Genomic DNA, 13,162 nt, shown 5'->3' on the forward strand with positions numbered 1-13,162 from the left:
TAAGTTCATTTAAAAAGAATTTCGAAATAAACTAAAAAAACTTATATCACTTATATGGTAAAGATTTTTTTCACAATTTTATGATTTTTTTATTTAGAATTAATATAAATAATATTTATATTTGTTGAAATAAAGGATTTATAATGAAAGATATTGAACAGATATACCATAACACTTTTGGAGTTTCCTTTTACTGGAAAAAGGAAAACAAAACGATATTAGATAAAATACAATTGGTTTTCAGGGAAACCGGGTTTTATCTTTCTATTGCCGAATTGAATCAGTTTTGTGATTTGATTGAAGACAGCCTTATCGAAAATACTTGTTGTGAATCCTGTCAGTTAAAAAACAGCTGTCATAAATTTTTACTCAAAACGCCTTTATCACAAGTAGATTTAGCTGTTTCGATGAAAGAAATAAAATCCATAAAGGATTTGATTGAAGGAACTTTGTTTCGATTAGATCTGGATGAATATGTTTATGGTGCAGGCAGGAATTAGTTTTCAAACTTTTTGAGTTCAAACGTTTCACCGTCAAAAACACCGTAGGTAAAATAACCAATCCAGTCGCCCAGATTTACATATTTTGAATCTTCTCCAACAGGAATAATCATAGGTAAATGACGGTGACCGAAGATGAAATAATTATAATGTTTGGTTTCGAGTTTACGTTTGGCATACAAAACCAGCCATTCGTTTTCTTCACCCAAAAATTTCACATCTTCATCACCAGAAATGAGTTTGTTTTTTACGGATAAGTATTGTGCTAAACCTACACCAACATCAGGATGTAACCAACGGAAAAGCCATTTTGAAAACGGATTTGTAAATACCTTTTTCATTCTTTTATAACCTTTATCTCCGGGACCTTTTCCGTCACCGTGACCCAGTAAAAAAGTTTTTCCGTTAAAAGTAAACTCTTTATTATAATGATAAACCGGAATATTCAATTCGGTTTCAAAGTAATCGTTCATCCACAAATCGTGGTTTCCTACGAAAAAATAAATTGGAATTCCGCTATCGCGAAGTTCTGCCAGTTTACCTAAAACACGAACGAAGCCTTTTGGCACAACGGTTTTATATTCGAACCAAAAATCGAATAAATCACCTAATAAAAAAATAGCTTCGGCATCTTCTTTTACCTCATCAAGCCAGGCTACAAATTTCTTTTCACGAGGCAAACTCAATTCCGGAGTTGGAGCTCCAAAATGCTGATCAGAAGCAAAATATATTTTTTTCATTTATTATTTTATTGTGAGATGTGATTTGTGAGATGTAAAATGTAAATATTTGCTTTTCACATTTTACTGAGAACATTTTACTTTTTACAGATTATCACTAGCAAACCATTCTGCAAATGAAGAATCTGTTTCCTGAAGTTTTAGGGAGAAAAGTTTAATTCCTGAAGGTAATCTTGCTACGATTCTGTCTGCAAAATCAACTACCATATTTTCGCTGGTTGGCTGATAATCGACCAAAATTACGTGATGCCCACGATTTTTTAATTCGTTTGCCAATTCGATATGCGGAGTAGTTTCATTAAAAACGGTTGCATGATCAAACTGATCGACGATTTCTTCTTTTACAATTTTCTTTAGATCCGAAAAATCAATCACCATTCCGAATTTTACATTTGACCGATCCGTAATTGGTGAACCAATAACGGTTACCGATAATTTGTAACTGTGTCCGTGAACGTTTTTGCATTTTCCGTCGTAACCATATAAAGCGTGTCCGGTTTCGAAACTAAATTGTTTTGTAATTCTGATATTACTCATTGGTTATTTTTTTTGCAAATTTAAGAAATACAAGCGAGAAATAGTCTTGTTTAACGAAAAGGTCTTGTTTAACGAATTAGCCCTGATGGGAGCGGCATCCTTTTTCTCGCTTCTTTAGCGAGGAAAAGATATAGCGGACAGCAGGAACAGCTCCTGAAAAAACTATTTCTTAAATTGCAATAAAGCTCTTTTTGTAAAATCTGACAAAACCAGTTTGCCTGAAATTGCTGCACGTTCAAAAAGCAGTGATTCCCATTGTTCTGTATCGGCCCAAATAATTTTCTTCATTTCGAATAAAGCTTCAGGATTGTATGAGCTAAGTTTTTGAGCCATTTTTTGAACTTCGATATCCAACTCCTCTGTGTTATGAAGTGCTGCAAAAAGTCCGTTTTGCAAAGCCCAGCTTGCGGGTTTCCATTCGTGTGCTGCCAAAGTCATTTGGGTCGTCGCTGTTTTACCAATTTTACGGGAAACGGCAGGCTCGATCACAAAGGGGCCGATACCGATGGCTAATTCCGAAAGCTTTACAGCACTGTCTGGTGTTGCCAAAACGTAATCACAGGCGGCAATAATACCTACGCCGCCGCCAACAGCTTTTCCCTGAACACGGCCAATAATAAGTTTGGTGCAGTTTCGCATTGCGTTTAACAAATGGGCAAAACCGGAAAAAAATTCGGTTCCCTGCTCTTCATTTTCTATCTGTAAAAGTTCATCAAAGGAAGCGCCTGAACAAAACACTTTCGAACCTTCGCTTTGAAGGACAATTACAGAAATGGTTTCGTTTCTGCTCAGCAAATTAATTTCGGCTGTCAAACGATCCAATAATTGCCTCGGAAAAGAATTACTTGCCGGATGTCCAAATTGTACTGTAGCAACAGCATTTTGAAAAGTAGTCAGTAAAGATCCGCTTTGATTTTCTAAACTCATAAAAATAGTTTTGAACGTAAAGTTACGGTTTTGAAAAATATTTTACCTGAAACTCTCTTAAATTTGTTTTTTGAAAATTAATTGACTTTATTTGCTGTCGCTATGAGGGATTAGCTCATTTGGCTAGAGCGTCCCGATGCAATCGGGAAGGTAATGGTTCGATTCTAATAAAACTCCAAATATGAAAAGGGGGATTAGCTCATTTGGCTAGAGCGCTTGCCTGGCAGGCAAGAGGTGATCGGTTCGAATCCGATATTCTCCACAAAACCCAAACACTGTTTGGGTTTTTTCATTTATATACTTTATGTACTACACTTATATCATCTATTCAAAGACGATTAACAAATACTATATTGGTTCTTGCCAAGATATTGAACATCGTTTACAAGATCATTTGAACAGTAGAAGCAAATACACAAAAATAACGAAGGACTGGGAATTAAAATATTTTGAAACTTTTTTAACCCGAAGCGAAGCCTGCCAAAGAGAATTACAAATAAAAAAATGAAAAGCAGAAAATATATAGAAAAACTAATAGAAACAAAAGGCTAAAGCATCCCGATGCATCGGGAAGGTGACCGGTTCGAATCCGGTATTCTCCACAAAAAAACCGTATTATTTGATTGTAATACGGTTTTTTATTATTTAGAACTTACCAATCTTCTTTAACTGTTTTTTTTGCAGTGAACAATTCTGTTAGAAATGGATTCATTGTTTCTGTAATATTAAACCAAAATAATGAACCTCTAATTGTTCCATCATTTTTTAACCACTCTTTTTCTATTGGATAATCTGAAGAACTTATCGTTTTTGTTTCTCCGGAGTTTACACGTACTTCCGAATCATAGAATCTTATATTATAAACCGAAGCGCGATATCTTCCTGTCTTTTTTTCAATTTTAAAATCAGCCGTGTATTCTTTCAGCCAGTTAGAATTTTCAATGCCTTTTTTAATACTTCCAGTCGAATCGGTTTTAAATTCAAGCCTTGGATTATTCTTCAGATCAGATATACTCAATGGCTCATCAAAAACTTTTTTCCAGGTAATTATATTGTACTCTACATTAAAATTTTTATTCTGAGCTATTGCTGTGGTACAAAACAAGCAGAAAAGTAAAATGTTTTTCATATTTTATTTTTTTTAGAGGTCTCAATTTTTTAACATAATATAATCACAGCAAATCAATTATTAAGCCAAATCAAAACCAACACCCTAAATAAAATAAGAAAATACAGATTTAATCCGTTGGGTAAAATTAAAAATAAGCGTCAGACTGAGTACATTCGTCTTCGCTCAGGACAAACTTAACCAAGGTCCTTTTGCACTCAAAAGCCTTCGACTCCGCTCAGGATGACATCAATTCCTTAAGTTATAAATGATGTTTTACTCCCGATTTTATACTTTTATAATCAAATCATTTTTTTAATCAATTTCACCCAACGAGTACATTTAGACATTCAATACTAAAAAACTATCGTTCGCCTGCATTATCAAAATCCGGTTCGTCTTCCTCCGCTTTTTTAAAGTCATTATTTAAAAAATCCGTTAATTTCTTTTTCTCTTTTTGATTTTTTTTAATCATAAACAAAATCAGTGCAATTAACACAATTGCTACAACACCTATTACTATCCAATTGATTTCCATAATTTTAATTTTAAACTAAAAATAACGCTTTTAAAACTTCAGCATATTATCTAAAGGTTAAACCTCATCTTTGTGTTAAACTGTTTTTACAGCCTTTTATATCTGATCAATTATAATTAAATTGCTGTCAAAGCTTAAAAAAATACGAATTGTCATGGATTCTGATAAATTTATTTTCTGCCTTGAAGGCGTCTCTGATATAGAAAATAACACTGCTACCGAAGTCGTTAAAAGCCTTGAAAAACTGGCTTTTAATCAGGGCATTTCGAGTATTTATAAAACTTGTGACACCATAGAAGGTCTCGAAGAAAGTCTGAATACTTTATTGTATGACGATCATAATTTTAAAGATTACGAAATCATTTATCTCGTGATGAAAGGTGAAGCCAACAATATTTGCCTTCATGACTACTATTACAGTTTAGAAGAAATTGCCGAGCTTTTTGAAGGGAAAATGAAAGGAAAAATTCTGCATTTTGCCAATTCAAAAATACTGGATTTAAACGAAGAAGAAGCGCAGTATTTTCTGGACATTACCGGAGCAAGAGCTATTTCCGGATACGGAACGGTTTCTAATAAATTTACCAGTACCGGTTCTGTCGACAAAGCCTTTTTTAAATTATGCCAGGAAGAAGACGATCTGATTGAAATTGTAGAAACACTCTACGAAAAGCATTACGACCTTTGCAAACTCCTTGATTTTAGATTGTATTATTGAATATTTTAGAGTTTAATTCACATACAATTGTAAGATTAATTTCGCTAAAAAATAATTTTATTAACTAAAGTAATTTATATTTGTATATCAACTGAACGAAATGGAAATACAAATTACTGAAAATGCTGAGAAATCATATTTTGAAATAATAAGCAAATACTCGGAAAACAAGGCTTCTTCATTTGCAAAAAAAACCATTTCTGTATTAGACATCATTAAACTAAACAGCCACATAGGACATAAACACAAAAAAACTTTTTACCTGAAATTTTTATTGACTGAAGATGTCTATGTTTTTTATAAAATAGAGCCCGCTATAATTTACATCGTATTATTTTGGGACAACAAAAGAAACCCTATAAACTTAGATGTTATACTTGATTCTTAATTTTTCTTTAAAATCCGTGTAGTCAATTGTTTTTCCTGCTTTAATATCTTCCTCACTTTTCTGTAATTGCTGAACCAACATTTCTTCGGGATAAAGCAAAGCAGTGATCAATTTTACTTCTTGGGAAGTAAACGTTTTCAACCTCAATTTTCTATAATAAGTCGCATGTTTCAAACCTAATTTTTGCATAAAAAATTCGGCTTTATAATATGACTTATTAATTAATTCCGGCAAACTATTTACGTAGTTCTCATAATTTTCAACTATTTCTATCATAATATGATATTTATTGTTTCATAAATTATACAAATATAATATTAAAATTCAATACTTTATTTTAAACGCAATTGAAATCCCACAAAAAAGCCCTCATTTACGAGAGCTTTCAATTATATTGTTTCAAATTCAAACTTAAGCCTGATCGTCAGTAGCAGCATCCGGAGCGTTGGTTTTTACTGATGCAATTCCGTTGTCTCTGGCTGCGGTGCTTTCGTACATTTCGCTTGCGCCAATGATTTGACCGTTTGATGCTTTCAAATTAAAATACGGCTTTCCGTTTGAGGATTCTTTTTTGTCAAATTTTGAATCGTCCTGCGAATTGGTTTTTACAGATTCTATTCCATTTAAACAAGCTGCTTTGCTTGAATATCCCTCACTTGTCAAAATGGTCTGGCCATTTCCGGCTTTTAAATTAAATTGAAATTCTCCGTTGGCTCTTTTGGTAATTACAAATTTTCCCATGCTGTTTTTTGGTTTAAATTATAAGTTAGAAATAATTTTATTCTGCACCACCTATTGGGTCTAATTAGTTTTTGATGATAATTTTTCGTCAGTTCGAGTGATCCCGATTTTTCATCGAGATTGTATTGAGAACAGAAAAATTAGTATTAGAAACGGTTCTCGATACTTTTTTTGTTCCGTTTCTCTACACAAAAAAAACTCGAACTGACGTTTTTAATAATTACACCCAACGAGTTCAGTATTATATAAAAATACAAAACTTAGAAACACGATTTTATGGTTAACCGTAAATTGTCAATTTAATAAAACTATTTCAGCAAAAATCCTAAACGAATCGAACCGTAAAAATACCCCTTATTGGTATTTGTATCGGGATCTTTTAGTTCTCTCCCACGATACATAAACGAATATGATATATTAAAATTATTACGTCGGTACTTTAAGCCTGCTTCAGCATTAAAACGCAAGGGTTCCAGCTCAAAAGTCACGGGACTGGTATCATTAAACATACTGCCCTGAATTGTGGCATCATAAAATTGGTAATTCAAACTTGGCATTGCATAAAAGTAAAACTCACGGATATTTAACTGTGGTTCAAAACTTACTGAAGCATCATGTAAATTAGAATCATAAACCGGTAGTAGCTTTTTAAATCCAAACCGGGCTAAAAATCCTGTAGAAACTCCTGTAAAAATAGTTCCGAGATTGGCTTCCGACTGAAAATGCACGTCAATAAAATCATGATGTTTTGTTGGGAATAATTTCTTCGAATACATCACATGAGCCTGTATGGCAAATGCATTATGAAGCTGATTTTCCCAGCCATACACTTTTTTATACCCAATAATATGATGAAAACTCTCCTGTGTTTCCTCTCCAAAAGCATTCGGTCCCATGTAACCCAACTGAAAATCAGTTTTTAAAACCGATTCGCTTTGGTAAAAAAAGCTTCGTCCTGCTTCTGCAAAAAGATATCCTGTAAAAGGGCGGTCGTTTATGGTAACGGCTGCTTCATTAATAAATCTGGGATTGTAAATATATTGCCCGATTCTGAATTCGGTAATTTTTTTATTGATCTTTTCATTGTTATTTTTAGTTAAAAATCGATAAAAAAGTTCCATCCCGTTGGTATAATACATATCGTTTTTAGACGAAGTGTACAAATCGTTATCTGTTATAAAACCTATCTCGGTTGTTTTTCCCTGTCCAAAAGTTAAGGTTGTAATTAATATCAGGAATGCAAAAAAGCTTTTTTTACTTTCCATCGTAATTGATTTTTCCAACCGCACGCATTTCACGAACAATTCTTTCTTTTCGTCTATTAATGTAACTCGAAGATCCTGTAGCTTTAAATTTCCTTGGATTTGGCAAAATAGCTGCAATACCGGCTGCCTGCATTGGGGTTAAACTCGAAGCATCACGTCGGTACCAATGTTCTGTTGCGGCATAAGCACCGTAAACGCCATCGCCCATTTCGATACTGTTCAGATAAACTTCCATGATACGTTCTTTACCCCAGATAATTTCAATCAGAACAGTAAAATAAGCTTCAAGACCTTTACGGAAATAGCTTTTTCCCTGCCACAAAAAAACGTTTTTGGCTGTCTGCTGCGAAATCGTACTTCCGCCACGAATTCTGCGTCCGCGCTCGTTGCTTTTATATGCTTTTTGAAGTGCCTTGAAATCGAATCCGTTATGATATAAAAAAGTTCCGTCTTCACTGGCAATGACTGCTTTTTGAAGATTTTTTGAAATTTTTTCGATAGGCTCCCAGTCATGATCAAAATAAACTTCTTTTCCTGCCATTTTATTTTCGATGGCACGAATTACCATAAGCGGTGTAAACGGTACCGGTACATATTTAAAGATCACAACTGATGCTATTGAAATTCCGAAAAACCATAAAGCAGCTTTAATAAAAAACCATTTTATTTTTTCTCCCCAAGAGCGGTTTGACTTCTTTGAAGATGATTTTGATTTACCTGCTGTTGGTTTTTTGGGTGCTGCCATTATATTAAATTCTGTTTATCAATTGCACCACCCAAACTAGAGCTTACAATTATTTTTTTATCACTTTAAAAATCTCTTTCTTTTCTTCACTTTTTAAAACAATCAAATATAAACCAGCTGAAAATTGTTTAAAATCGACCGATATTTTTGAATCTGAATATTTATTCTCAAAAAGCAATTGTCCGTTTACATCATAAACTTCTAAATTCGAAATTATTGAATTACTTTCTATATTTAAAATATTTTCTACCGGATTTGGATAATATTTAAAGTCTGTCATTATATTCTTATCTACTGACAAACTTTCGACTGTTTTAGCAAAGCTAAGATTATCTAAATAGGCATTATCCCCTAAATAAGATTTTCCGATATGCTGCAGCGAAATTCTAATTTCTGAACCTACATACGGAGTTAAGTCAAATAAATATTTTTCAAAATTGTCTCCACTATTTTTTACGGGTTTTATTATCTCACCTAAAACGTTTCCGTTTACAACAACCCTAAACATTGATTCGGCATTACTGTTAACAAAAGTCTGTTTTAAGACAAAACTCATAAATAAAGAGGTTGCCTTTTTGGCATCTACTTTTGTGTTAACTTTTGTAATGCTTCTTTGATTTAATTCCCAAACCGAAACTGGATTTTCTGCTATTTTCCCGGAAACAGATTTACTTGAAGCAGTTACCCACTCATCAGAACTGCTGCTTCCTTTCATCACAACAATTTTATTATTGATGGATTGGCTATCAGATTCAACATCGATATAAGAATTTGTAGTTTCTTCTAAAATTACATCATCTGAAATTTCATTTTGAAAATCATAGACAGTTAATACTTTATTTCCATCAACAGCTGCTTTATACCCTTCCTTTAATTCAAATTTATCTGCCACTAAATTAGGAGCACCGGAGTTTGAAAAATTCATCAAAAAACTGTAATCACCAGAAATCATAGGAGTAAAGTAATAAGACAGATCAGTATAATTATATTCTGTAAGTCTTCCGGAACCCGATGTTGATATATTTGTCTCCATATTATAGTCGTTCTGCCCCCTACCCACAGAAAGACCTACTCCCTGCGTTCTGTACTCGTAACTATTTCTGGCTTTCAAACTAAATTTATATGTTGTGCCGGCAGTCATAAAAAACATTGGCGTCATCAATTCTGTACGATGACTCCCTCTTATATGCAAATAACTTGTATCATCATATCCGGTACGTATATAATCTGGGCCATAACTATAATAATTATCTGAAACAGCAGTCTTTTCTAATGTCAAATCTCCATACAAAAGCTTAAAGCAGTCCGGCAGTACATTTGCCCCATAATTTCCTAAATTGCTAAAATTTTCTATCCACGGCAGCGATTTGCTTTTGCAGGTAGTTTCAATTTTCTTTGGCCCCACCACAATCGAATTTCCAGAATCACAAACTGTTTTTAAATAAAACTGATAGGAGGTTCCTTCTTCTAAATTAGAAATCTTAATTTCATTTGTATTGACAACAACAATTTTACCAGTTCCCGGAACAAAACCTGTCTGGCCATATTCTATCTCGACCTTTTCTGAAGTTTTATTTTTAGAAGTCCAGTTTATTTGCAATGATTCACTATTTATATTTGAAAACACAACATCTACAGGATCCTTGCATGACAGAGTCTGATCATAATAAATATCGTCAATTAAAACCCGATTGGTTCCTTGAAATTCTAAATTCTCGGCTACAAATCGAAAAGCGATTTGTTTATTGGCTCCTTTGTATTCAGAAAAGTCAACGTTTATCTCTTTTCCGTATACAGGGAGATTTCGTAATTCTTCTAATGAAATATATTGATACGGTTCAAAAGTACTTATATCAATAGGGTTCTTAATAGTTCCAATAATCAAGTTAGCAAATTTCAAATCGGCAGCAGTTATTTGCTGATTAAGCCAAAATTTAATTTTTTTATTTTGATCAAAATCATCTAAATAAGGCGATACCAAAAGTGCAGTATCCTCATTGTTTTGAAGATAAAAGACATTTGGTCCGCTATTTATATTTGGCAAGTAATATTCGTAAAGCTGCGTATCAAGAAAACTATTTTTAGTCCAGCAAAAATTAGGAATTTCATTAGACAGCGGATATTGATCAAAATTCTCAATAAACGGCGCTTTTTCTGTGCATCCAATTTTAAAAGTATAACGATCTGACCATTCACTTACTATTGCTTTTTCGCAATATGCCCGCACCCGATAGTCGTAGATTCCTTGCGCTAAACCTGTCAAATTATAAGGGTTAGTATTTACATTGACAAGAGTTCCCTGACCATCTGCAAAACCTTTTGGTCCATATTCTATATCCCAGCTTTCTGATGCTTTTTTTGTATTATTATCTCTCCAGTCTAAAGAAGCACTATCAGATCCTGATTGTCTGGCACCTAATAGTCCTGATCTTGGGCATTCATTTTGAACATATTCAAAATCATCAATATAAAAGTAATCTAATCGCTGATTTTTGGAACTATGCTTGAAACCAACAAACTTATCTGTTCCGTAATAATCTGAAAACTCTACTTCATATTTGATCCACTTATCAGTATTTCCGACAGGAACAGTTAAAACCTTATAGGTCGTAAACGTATTATAATCTCTAGGATCAGCTAATGTCCCGATGGTAACTTCTATTGGTCCCTTTGAAATTCCTGCTCTTGTTTTTAACCAAAAAACAATTTTTTTATAGTGATCAAGATCTTTCAGCCTTGGTGAAACCAATACAACACGATCAGCATCCTCACCTGTACCAGCCGGAAAAGGATCATCTGTTTGGTTGGTTACACAAATAGATTTTGTACCACTGTGTATCAAAGTTCCCGCACTCCCCTTTATTTCAGAAATGTAACGATTTTTATTGTACCATCTTTGATTAAAGTAAGGTACTATTCTGGTCCAACACCCTGTTTTTTCAAAAGAAACATTTTCAAAACCATCAGTGTAACCTGCCGTAAAACCTTCACAGTTTGTTCTAAAATATCCCCGATCTGACCATCCGCTATAATTACTTCCGCATTTAGAACGCACATAAAAGTCATAATCAGTTCCCCCTAATATCGATTCTGTAATTTTAAAAGGATAACCCGTTGCCGTGACAATTGTTCCTTTTCCATGCTCAAAACCTTTTGGTCCATATTCGATCTGCCATTCTGAGGCTGGTTTGTAATTGTCCCATTTTACTGTTGCGAAATCATATCCAAAATCAACTGTCACTGGATTCAGAGGTTCATTACAAGAAGGTGCTTTCTCATATATAAAATCATCAATATTAAATTGTGATTTGCCTTCATTATTATACCTAATTGCAATGTAATGATGATTATTGCTTTTTATATAATTATCTAAATAAACGGTATGCTCTTTCCATTCTGAAGATTTGTTATCATTTTGAAGTTCATTCATTTCTGAAGGCAAAATCGACTTTAAGGCTACAAATGTTGAGGCATCTTTAGGGTCAGACATGGTTCCAATTGTAAGACTTGTACGGTTATATGTTTCCTCTCCGCTATAAGTTATCAGGCTAAATTTTATTCTTTTATCAGCATCTAAGTCTGCAATATAAGGCGTTATAAGGTAAGCTTTATTTACATTTAAAGTCCCTACAAAATCGGACATTCTGATACTTGCCTCACCTGTTTTAGCTATTAGTTTTGGCGTTTCTCCCAGATTTTCCATGCTAGATCTTACTAAGCAATTATTTTCAATTGTACTCCAGCAGGGATCAACATATTTTGCACCTTCAAACGAGGTACTGTAATATCCCGAAATTACTGTACAAGGAGTTTTAAAACTAATCGTTTTTGTCCAGTTAGAATATAAATCATCAACACAATGAGCCCTTACTTTAATTTCGTAATCTGTATTCCCAATTAAATTTGTTAAAGTGTAAGAACTGCCCTGAAACTTTACAATTTCGGTCGTACGCCGAACAACATTGGTTAAACTAACTTCATAATCATTTTGATTTTGAGAATCAAAATTTATCTGAGCCGAATTCTGTTCTACATTTGTCAGCGAAAAATTAGTCAGATCATAACAATTAGCAGCTGTTTCGTAGCTAAAATCATCAATACTTATATTCGTATTGGCACCATAATATTTTCTTTTAAATAAAAATACAATATACTGATCAGTACCCTTATAATTATTAAAATAAACCGTTTTCTGATTCCAGCCATAGCCCTGTGTAGTTTCTGGACGTGAAAGCAAATGAAAAGTACTTAGATCATTTGGGTTTGTCATTGTTCCTACAAGCAATTCGCTGTCAGTGCCATAGCCATAAGTCCAAAATTTTATTTTCCTGTCGGTTGCCAAGTCATTGAATTTTGGAGATACTAAAGCTATTTCAGAACCAGTAGCATAACTATAATTTGTCATGCTCATTGAAAATCCTGGTTTATTATTTTCACTATGATTGTCCTGACTCTGATAGATTCCTGCAGTGCTGGAAGAATTTTTATAAATTAATCCCCTCCATTCTAATTTTGTTTCACTTTGAGTATCAAAATTTGTAGTATATCCTACCGAAAAAACTTTATCACTTGTTGGGAAAATTGTTTTTACCGAGGACCAATCTGTCCACACAAGATTGTTGTTGGTTAAATACCTTTGTCTGACTCTAAAATCATAGCCATATAAAGGATTTACGGTAAATCTGTAAAAGTGAATCCCTGAAACGCTTCTAACGGTGCCTTGTCCGGATTTAAAACCAATTGGACCGTATTCAAATTGCCATTCATAAGTTGACATAAAGTCATAATCATTAAATGTAACCTCAACATCTCCGGTATAAGAAACGGTAACACTAAAACTAGGTTCGGCAATTTTGGTTTCGGCAATTGGATTTGCTCGTAAAAAAAGTAGGTTAAAAATAGAAAAAAGAACAACAAGTGTAGTTTTTTGCATGTTTGGGATTGTTTTTAGTTAG

At 33.5% G+C, this 13,162-nt stretch carries 13 protein-coding genes and 2 tRNA genes; 5 read left to right on the top strand and 10 right to left on the bottom strand.

What is annotated here, in order from left to right:
* Nucleotides 1–143: 143 nt before the first annotated feature.
* On the top strand, nucleotides 144–500 hold the full coding sequence (locus FLV_RS05490; RefSeq protein WP_243231682.1) for a hypothetical protein: 357 nt from the start codon (nucleotides 144–146) through the stop codon (nucleotides 498–500).
* Here FLV_RS05490 and FLV_RS05495 read toward each other — a convergent pair.
* The 3 genes from FLV_RS05495 to FLV_RS05505 all read right to left on the bottom strand — a co-directional run bounded on the left by FLV_RS05495 (nucleotide 497) and on the right by FLV_RS05505 (nucleotide 2,704).
* Complete coding sequence (locus FLV_RS05495) at nucleotides 497–1,240, bottom strand: UDP-2,3-diacylglucosamine diphosphatase (protein WP_243231683.1); 744 nt, start codon at nucleotides 1,238–1,240, stop codon at nucleotides 497–499. The two genes, FLV_RS05490 and FLV_RS05495, sit on opposite strands and share 4 nt — an antisense overlap.
* An 84-nt stretch (nucleotides 1,241–1,324) precedes the next feature.
* Nucleotides 1,325–1,777 (bottom strand): 6-pyruvoyl trahydropterin synthase family protein, encoded by a 453-nt coding sequence (locus tag FLV_RS05500; protein ID WP_243231685.1) that lies wholly within the window; start codon nucleotides 1,775–1,777, stop codon nucleotides 1,325–1,327.
* 162 nt (nucleotides 1,778–1,939) lie between these two features.
* Entirely contained in the window at nucleotides 1,940–2,704 is a 765-nt protein-coding gene (locus FLV_RS05505) for an enoyl-CoA hydratase/isomerase family protein (RefSeq protein WP_243231687.1), read from the bottom strand.
* Between the two features lie 107 nt (nucleotides 2,705–2,811).
* On the opposite strand from FLV_RS05505, the gene FLV_RS05510 reads away from it, so the two are divergent.
* The 3 genes from FLV_RS05510 to FLV_RS20030 all read left to right on the top strand — a co-directional run bounded on the left by FLV_RS05510 (nucleotide 2,812) and on the right by FLV_RS20030 (nucleotide 3,212).
* Nucleotides 2,812–2,882 (top strand) — tRNA-Cys (locus FLV_RS05510).
* A gap of 10 nt (nucleotides 2,883–2,892) precedes the next feature.
* Nucleotides 2,893–2,966, top strand: a tRNA-Ala gene (locus tag FLV_RS05515).
* 42 nt (nucleotides 2,967–3,008) lie between these two features.
* On the top strand, nucleotides 3,009–3,212 hold the full coding sequence (locus FLV_RS20030; protein ID WP_410745950.1) for a GIY-YIG nuclease family protein: 204 nt from the start codon (nucleotides 3,009–3,011) through the stop codon (nucleotides 3,210–3,212).
* Nucleotides 3,213–3,356: 144 nt separating this feature from the next.
* Here FLV_RS20030 and FLV_RS05520 read toward each other — a convergent pair whose 3' ends face one another.
* Nucleotides 3,357–3,833: a hypothetical protein gene (locus tag FLV_RS05520; RefSeq protein ID WP_243231689.1), complete on the bottom strand. Its 477-nt coding sequence runs from the start codon at nucleotides 3,831–3,833 to the stop codon at nucleotides 3,357–3,359.
* A gap of 343 nt (nucleotides 3,834–4,176) precedes the next feature.
* Nucleotides 4,177–4,350: a hypothetical protein gene (locus tag FLV_RS05525; RefSeq protein WP_243231690.1), complete on the bottom strand. Its 174-nt coding sequence runs from the start codon at nucleotides 4,348–4,350 to the stop codon at nucleotides 4,177–4,179.
* A 154-nt stretch (nucleotides 4,351–4,504) separates the two neighbouring features.
* On the opposite strand from FLV_RS05525, the gene FLV_RS05530 reads away from it, so the two are divergent.
* Entirely contained in the window at nucleotides 4,505–5,068 is a 564-nt protein-coding gene (locus FLV_RS05530; RefSeq protein ID WP_243231692.1) for a DUF6642 family protein, read from the top strand.
* Between the two features lie 364 nt (nucleotides 5,069–5,432).
* Here the strand turns inward: FLV_RS05530 and FLV_RS05535 are convergent, their stop codons facing one another.
* The 5 genes from FLV_RS05535 to FLV_RS05555 all read right to left on the bottom strand — a co-directional run bounded on the left by FLV_RS05535 (nucleotide 5,433) and on the right by FLV_RS05555 (nucleotide 13,140).
* A complete protein-coding gene (locus FLV_RS05535; RefSeq protein ID WP_243231695.1) occupies nucleotides 5,433–5,732 on the bottom strand; it encodes a hypothetical protein in 300 nt (99 codons plus the stop codon).
* A gap of 135 nt (nucleotides 5,733–5,867) precedes the next feature.
* On the bottom strand, nucleotides 5,868–6,197 hold the full coding sequence (locus FLV_RS05540) for a YegP family protein (protein WP_243231697.1): 330 nt from the start codon (nucleotides 6,195–6,197) through the stop codon (nucleotides 5,868–5,870).
* 308 nt (nucleotides 6,198–6,505) lie between these two features.
* Nucleotides 6,506–7,462 carry a lipid A deacylase LpxR family protein gene (locus FLV_RS05545; protein WP_243231699.1) on the bottom strand — a complete coding sequence of 319 codons (957 nt, stop codon included), beginning with the start codon at nucleotides 7,460–7,462 and terminating at the stop codon, nucleotides 6,506–6,508.
* Nucleotides 7,452–8,207 carry a monofunctional biosynthetic peptidoglycan transglycosylase gene (gene mtgA / locus FLV_RS05550; protein WP_243231701.1) on the bottom strand — a complete coding sequence of 252 codons (756 nt, stop codon included), beginning with the start codon at nucleotides 8,205–8,207 and terminating at the stop codon, nucleotides 7,452–7,454. The genes FLV_RS05545 and mtgA overlap by 11 nt, the downstream gene beginning before the upstream one ends.
* Before the next feature lie 49 nt (nucleotides 8,208–8,256).
* Entirely contained in the window at nucleotides 8,257–13,140 is a 4,884-nt protein-coding gene (locus FLV_RS05555) for a T9SS-dependent choice-of-anchor J family protein (protein WP_243231703.1), read from the bottom strand.
* Nucleotides 13,141–13,162 lie beyond the last annotated feature (22 nt).

The sequence above is a fragment of the Flavobacterium pectinovorum genome, from assembly GCF_022802975.1.
GTDB classification, from domain to species: Bacteria; Bacteroidota; Bacteroidia; order Flavobacteriales; family Flavobacteriaceae; genus Flavobacterium; species Flavobacterium pectinovorum_B.

Coding starts and splice junctions, on each gene's coding strand:
- FLV_RS05490 (WP_243231682.1), top strand. CDS start 144: ATGAAAGATATTGAACAGATATACCATAACACTTTTGGAGTTTCCTTT.
- FLV_RS05495 (WP_243231683.1), bottom strand. CDS start 1,240: ATGAAAAAAATATATTTTGCTTCTGATCAGCATTTTGGAGCTCCAACT.
- FLV_RS05500 (WP_243231685.1), bottom strand. CDS start 1,777: ATGAGTAATATCAGAATTACAAAACAATTTAGTTTCGAAACCGGACAC.
- FLV_RS05505 (WP_243231687.1), bottom strand. CDS start 2,704: ATGAGTTTAGAAAATCAAAGCGGATCTTTACTGACTACTTTTCAAAAT.
- FLV_RS20030 (WP_410745950.1), top strand. CDS start 3,009: ATGTACTACACTTATATCATCTATTCAAAGACGATTAACAAATACTAT.
- FLV_RS05520 (WP_243231689.1), bottom strand. CDS start 3,833: ATGAAAAACATTTTACTTTTCTGCTTGTTTTGTACCACAGCAATAGCT.
- FLV_RS05525 (WP_243231690.1), bottom strand. CDS start 4,350: ATGGAAATCAATTGGATAGTAATAGGTGTTGTAGCAATTGTGTTAATT.
- FLV_RS05530 (WP_243231692.1), top strand. CDS start 4,505: ATGGATTCTGATAAATTTATTTTCTGCCTTGAAGGCGTCTCTGATATA.
- FLV_RS05535 (WP_243231695.1), bottom strand. CDS start 5,732: ATGATAGAAATAGTTGAAAATTATGAGAACTACGTAAATAGTTTGCCG.
- FLV_RS05540 (WP_243231697.1), bottom strand. CDS start 6,197: ATGGGAAAATTTGTAATTACCAAAAGAGCCAACGGAGAATTTCAATTT.
- FLV_RS05545 (WP_243231699.1), bottom strand. CDS start 7,462: ATGGAAAGTAAAAAAAGCTTTTTTGCATTCCTGATATTAATTACAACC.
- mtgA (WP_243231701.1), bottom strand. CDS start 8,207: ATGGCAGCACCCAAAAAACCAACAGCAGGTAAATCAAAATCATCTTCA.
- FLV_RS05555 (WP_243231703.1), bottom strand. CDS start 13,140: ATGCAAAAAACTACACTTGTTGTTCTTTTTTCTATTTTTAACCTACTT.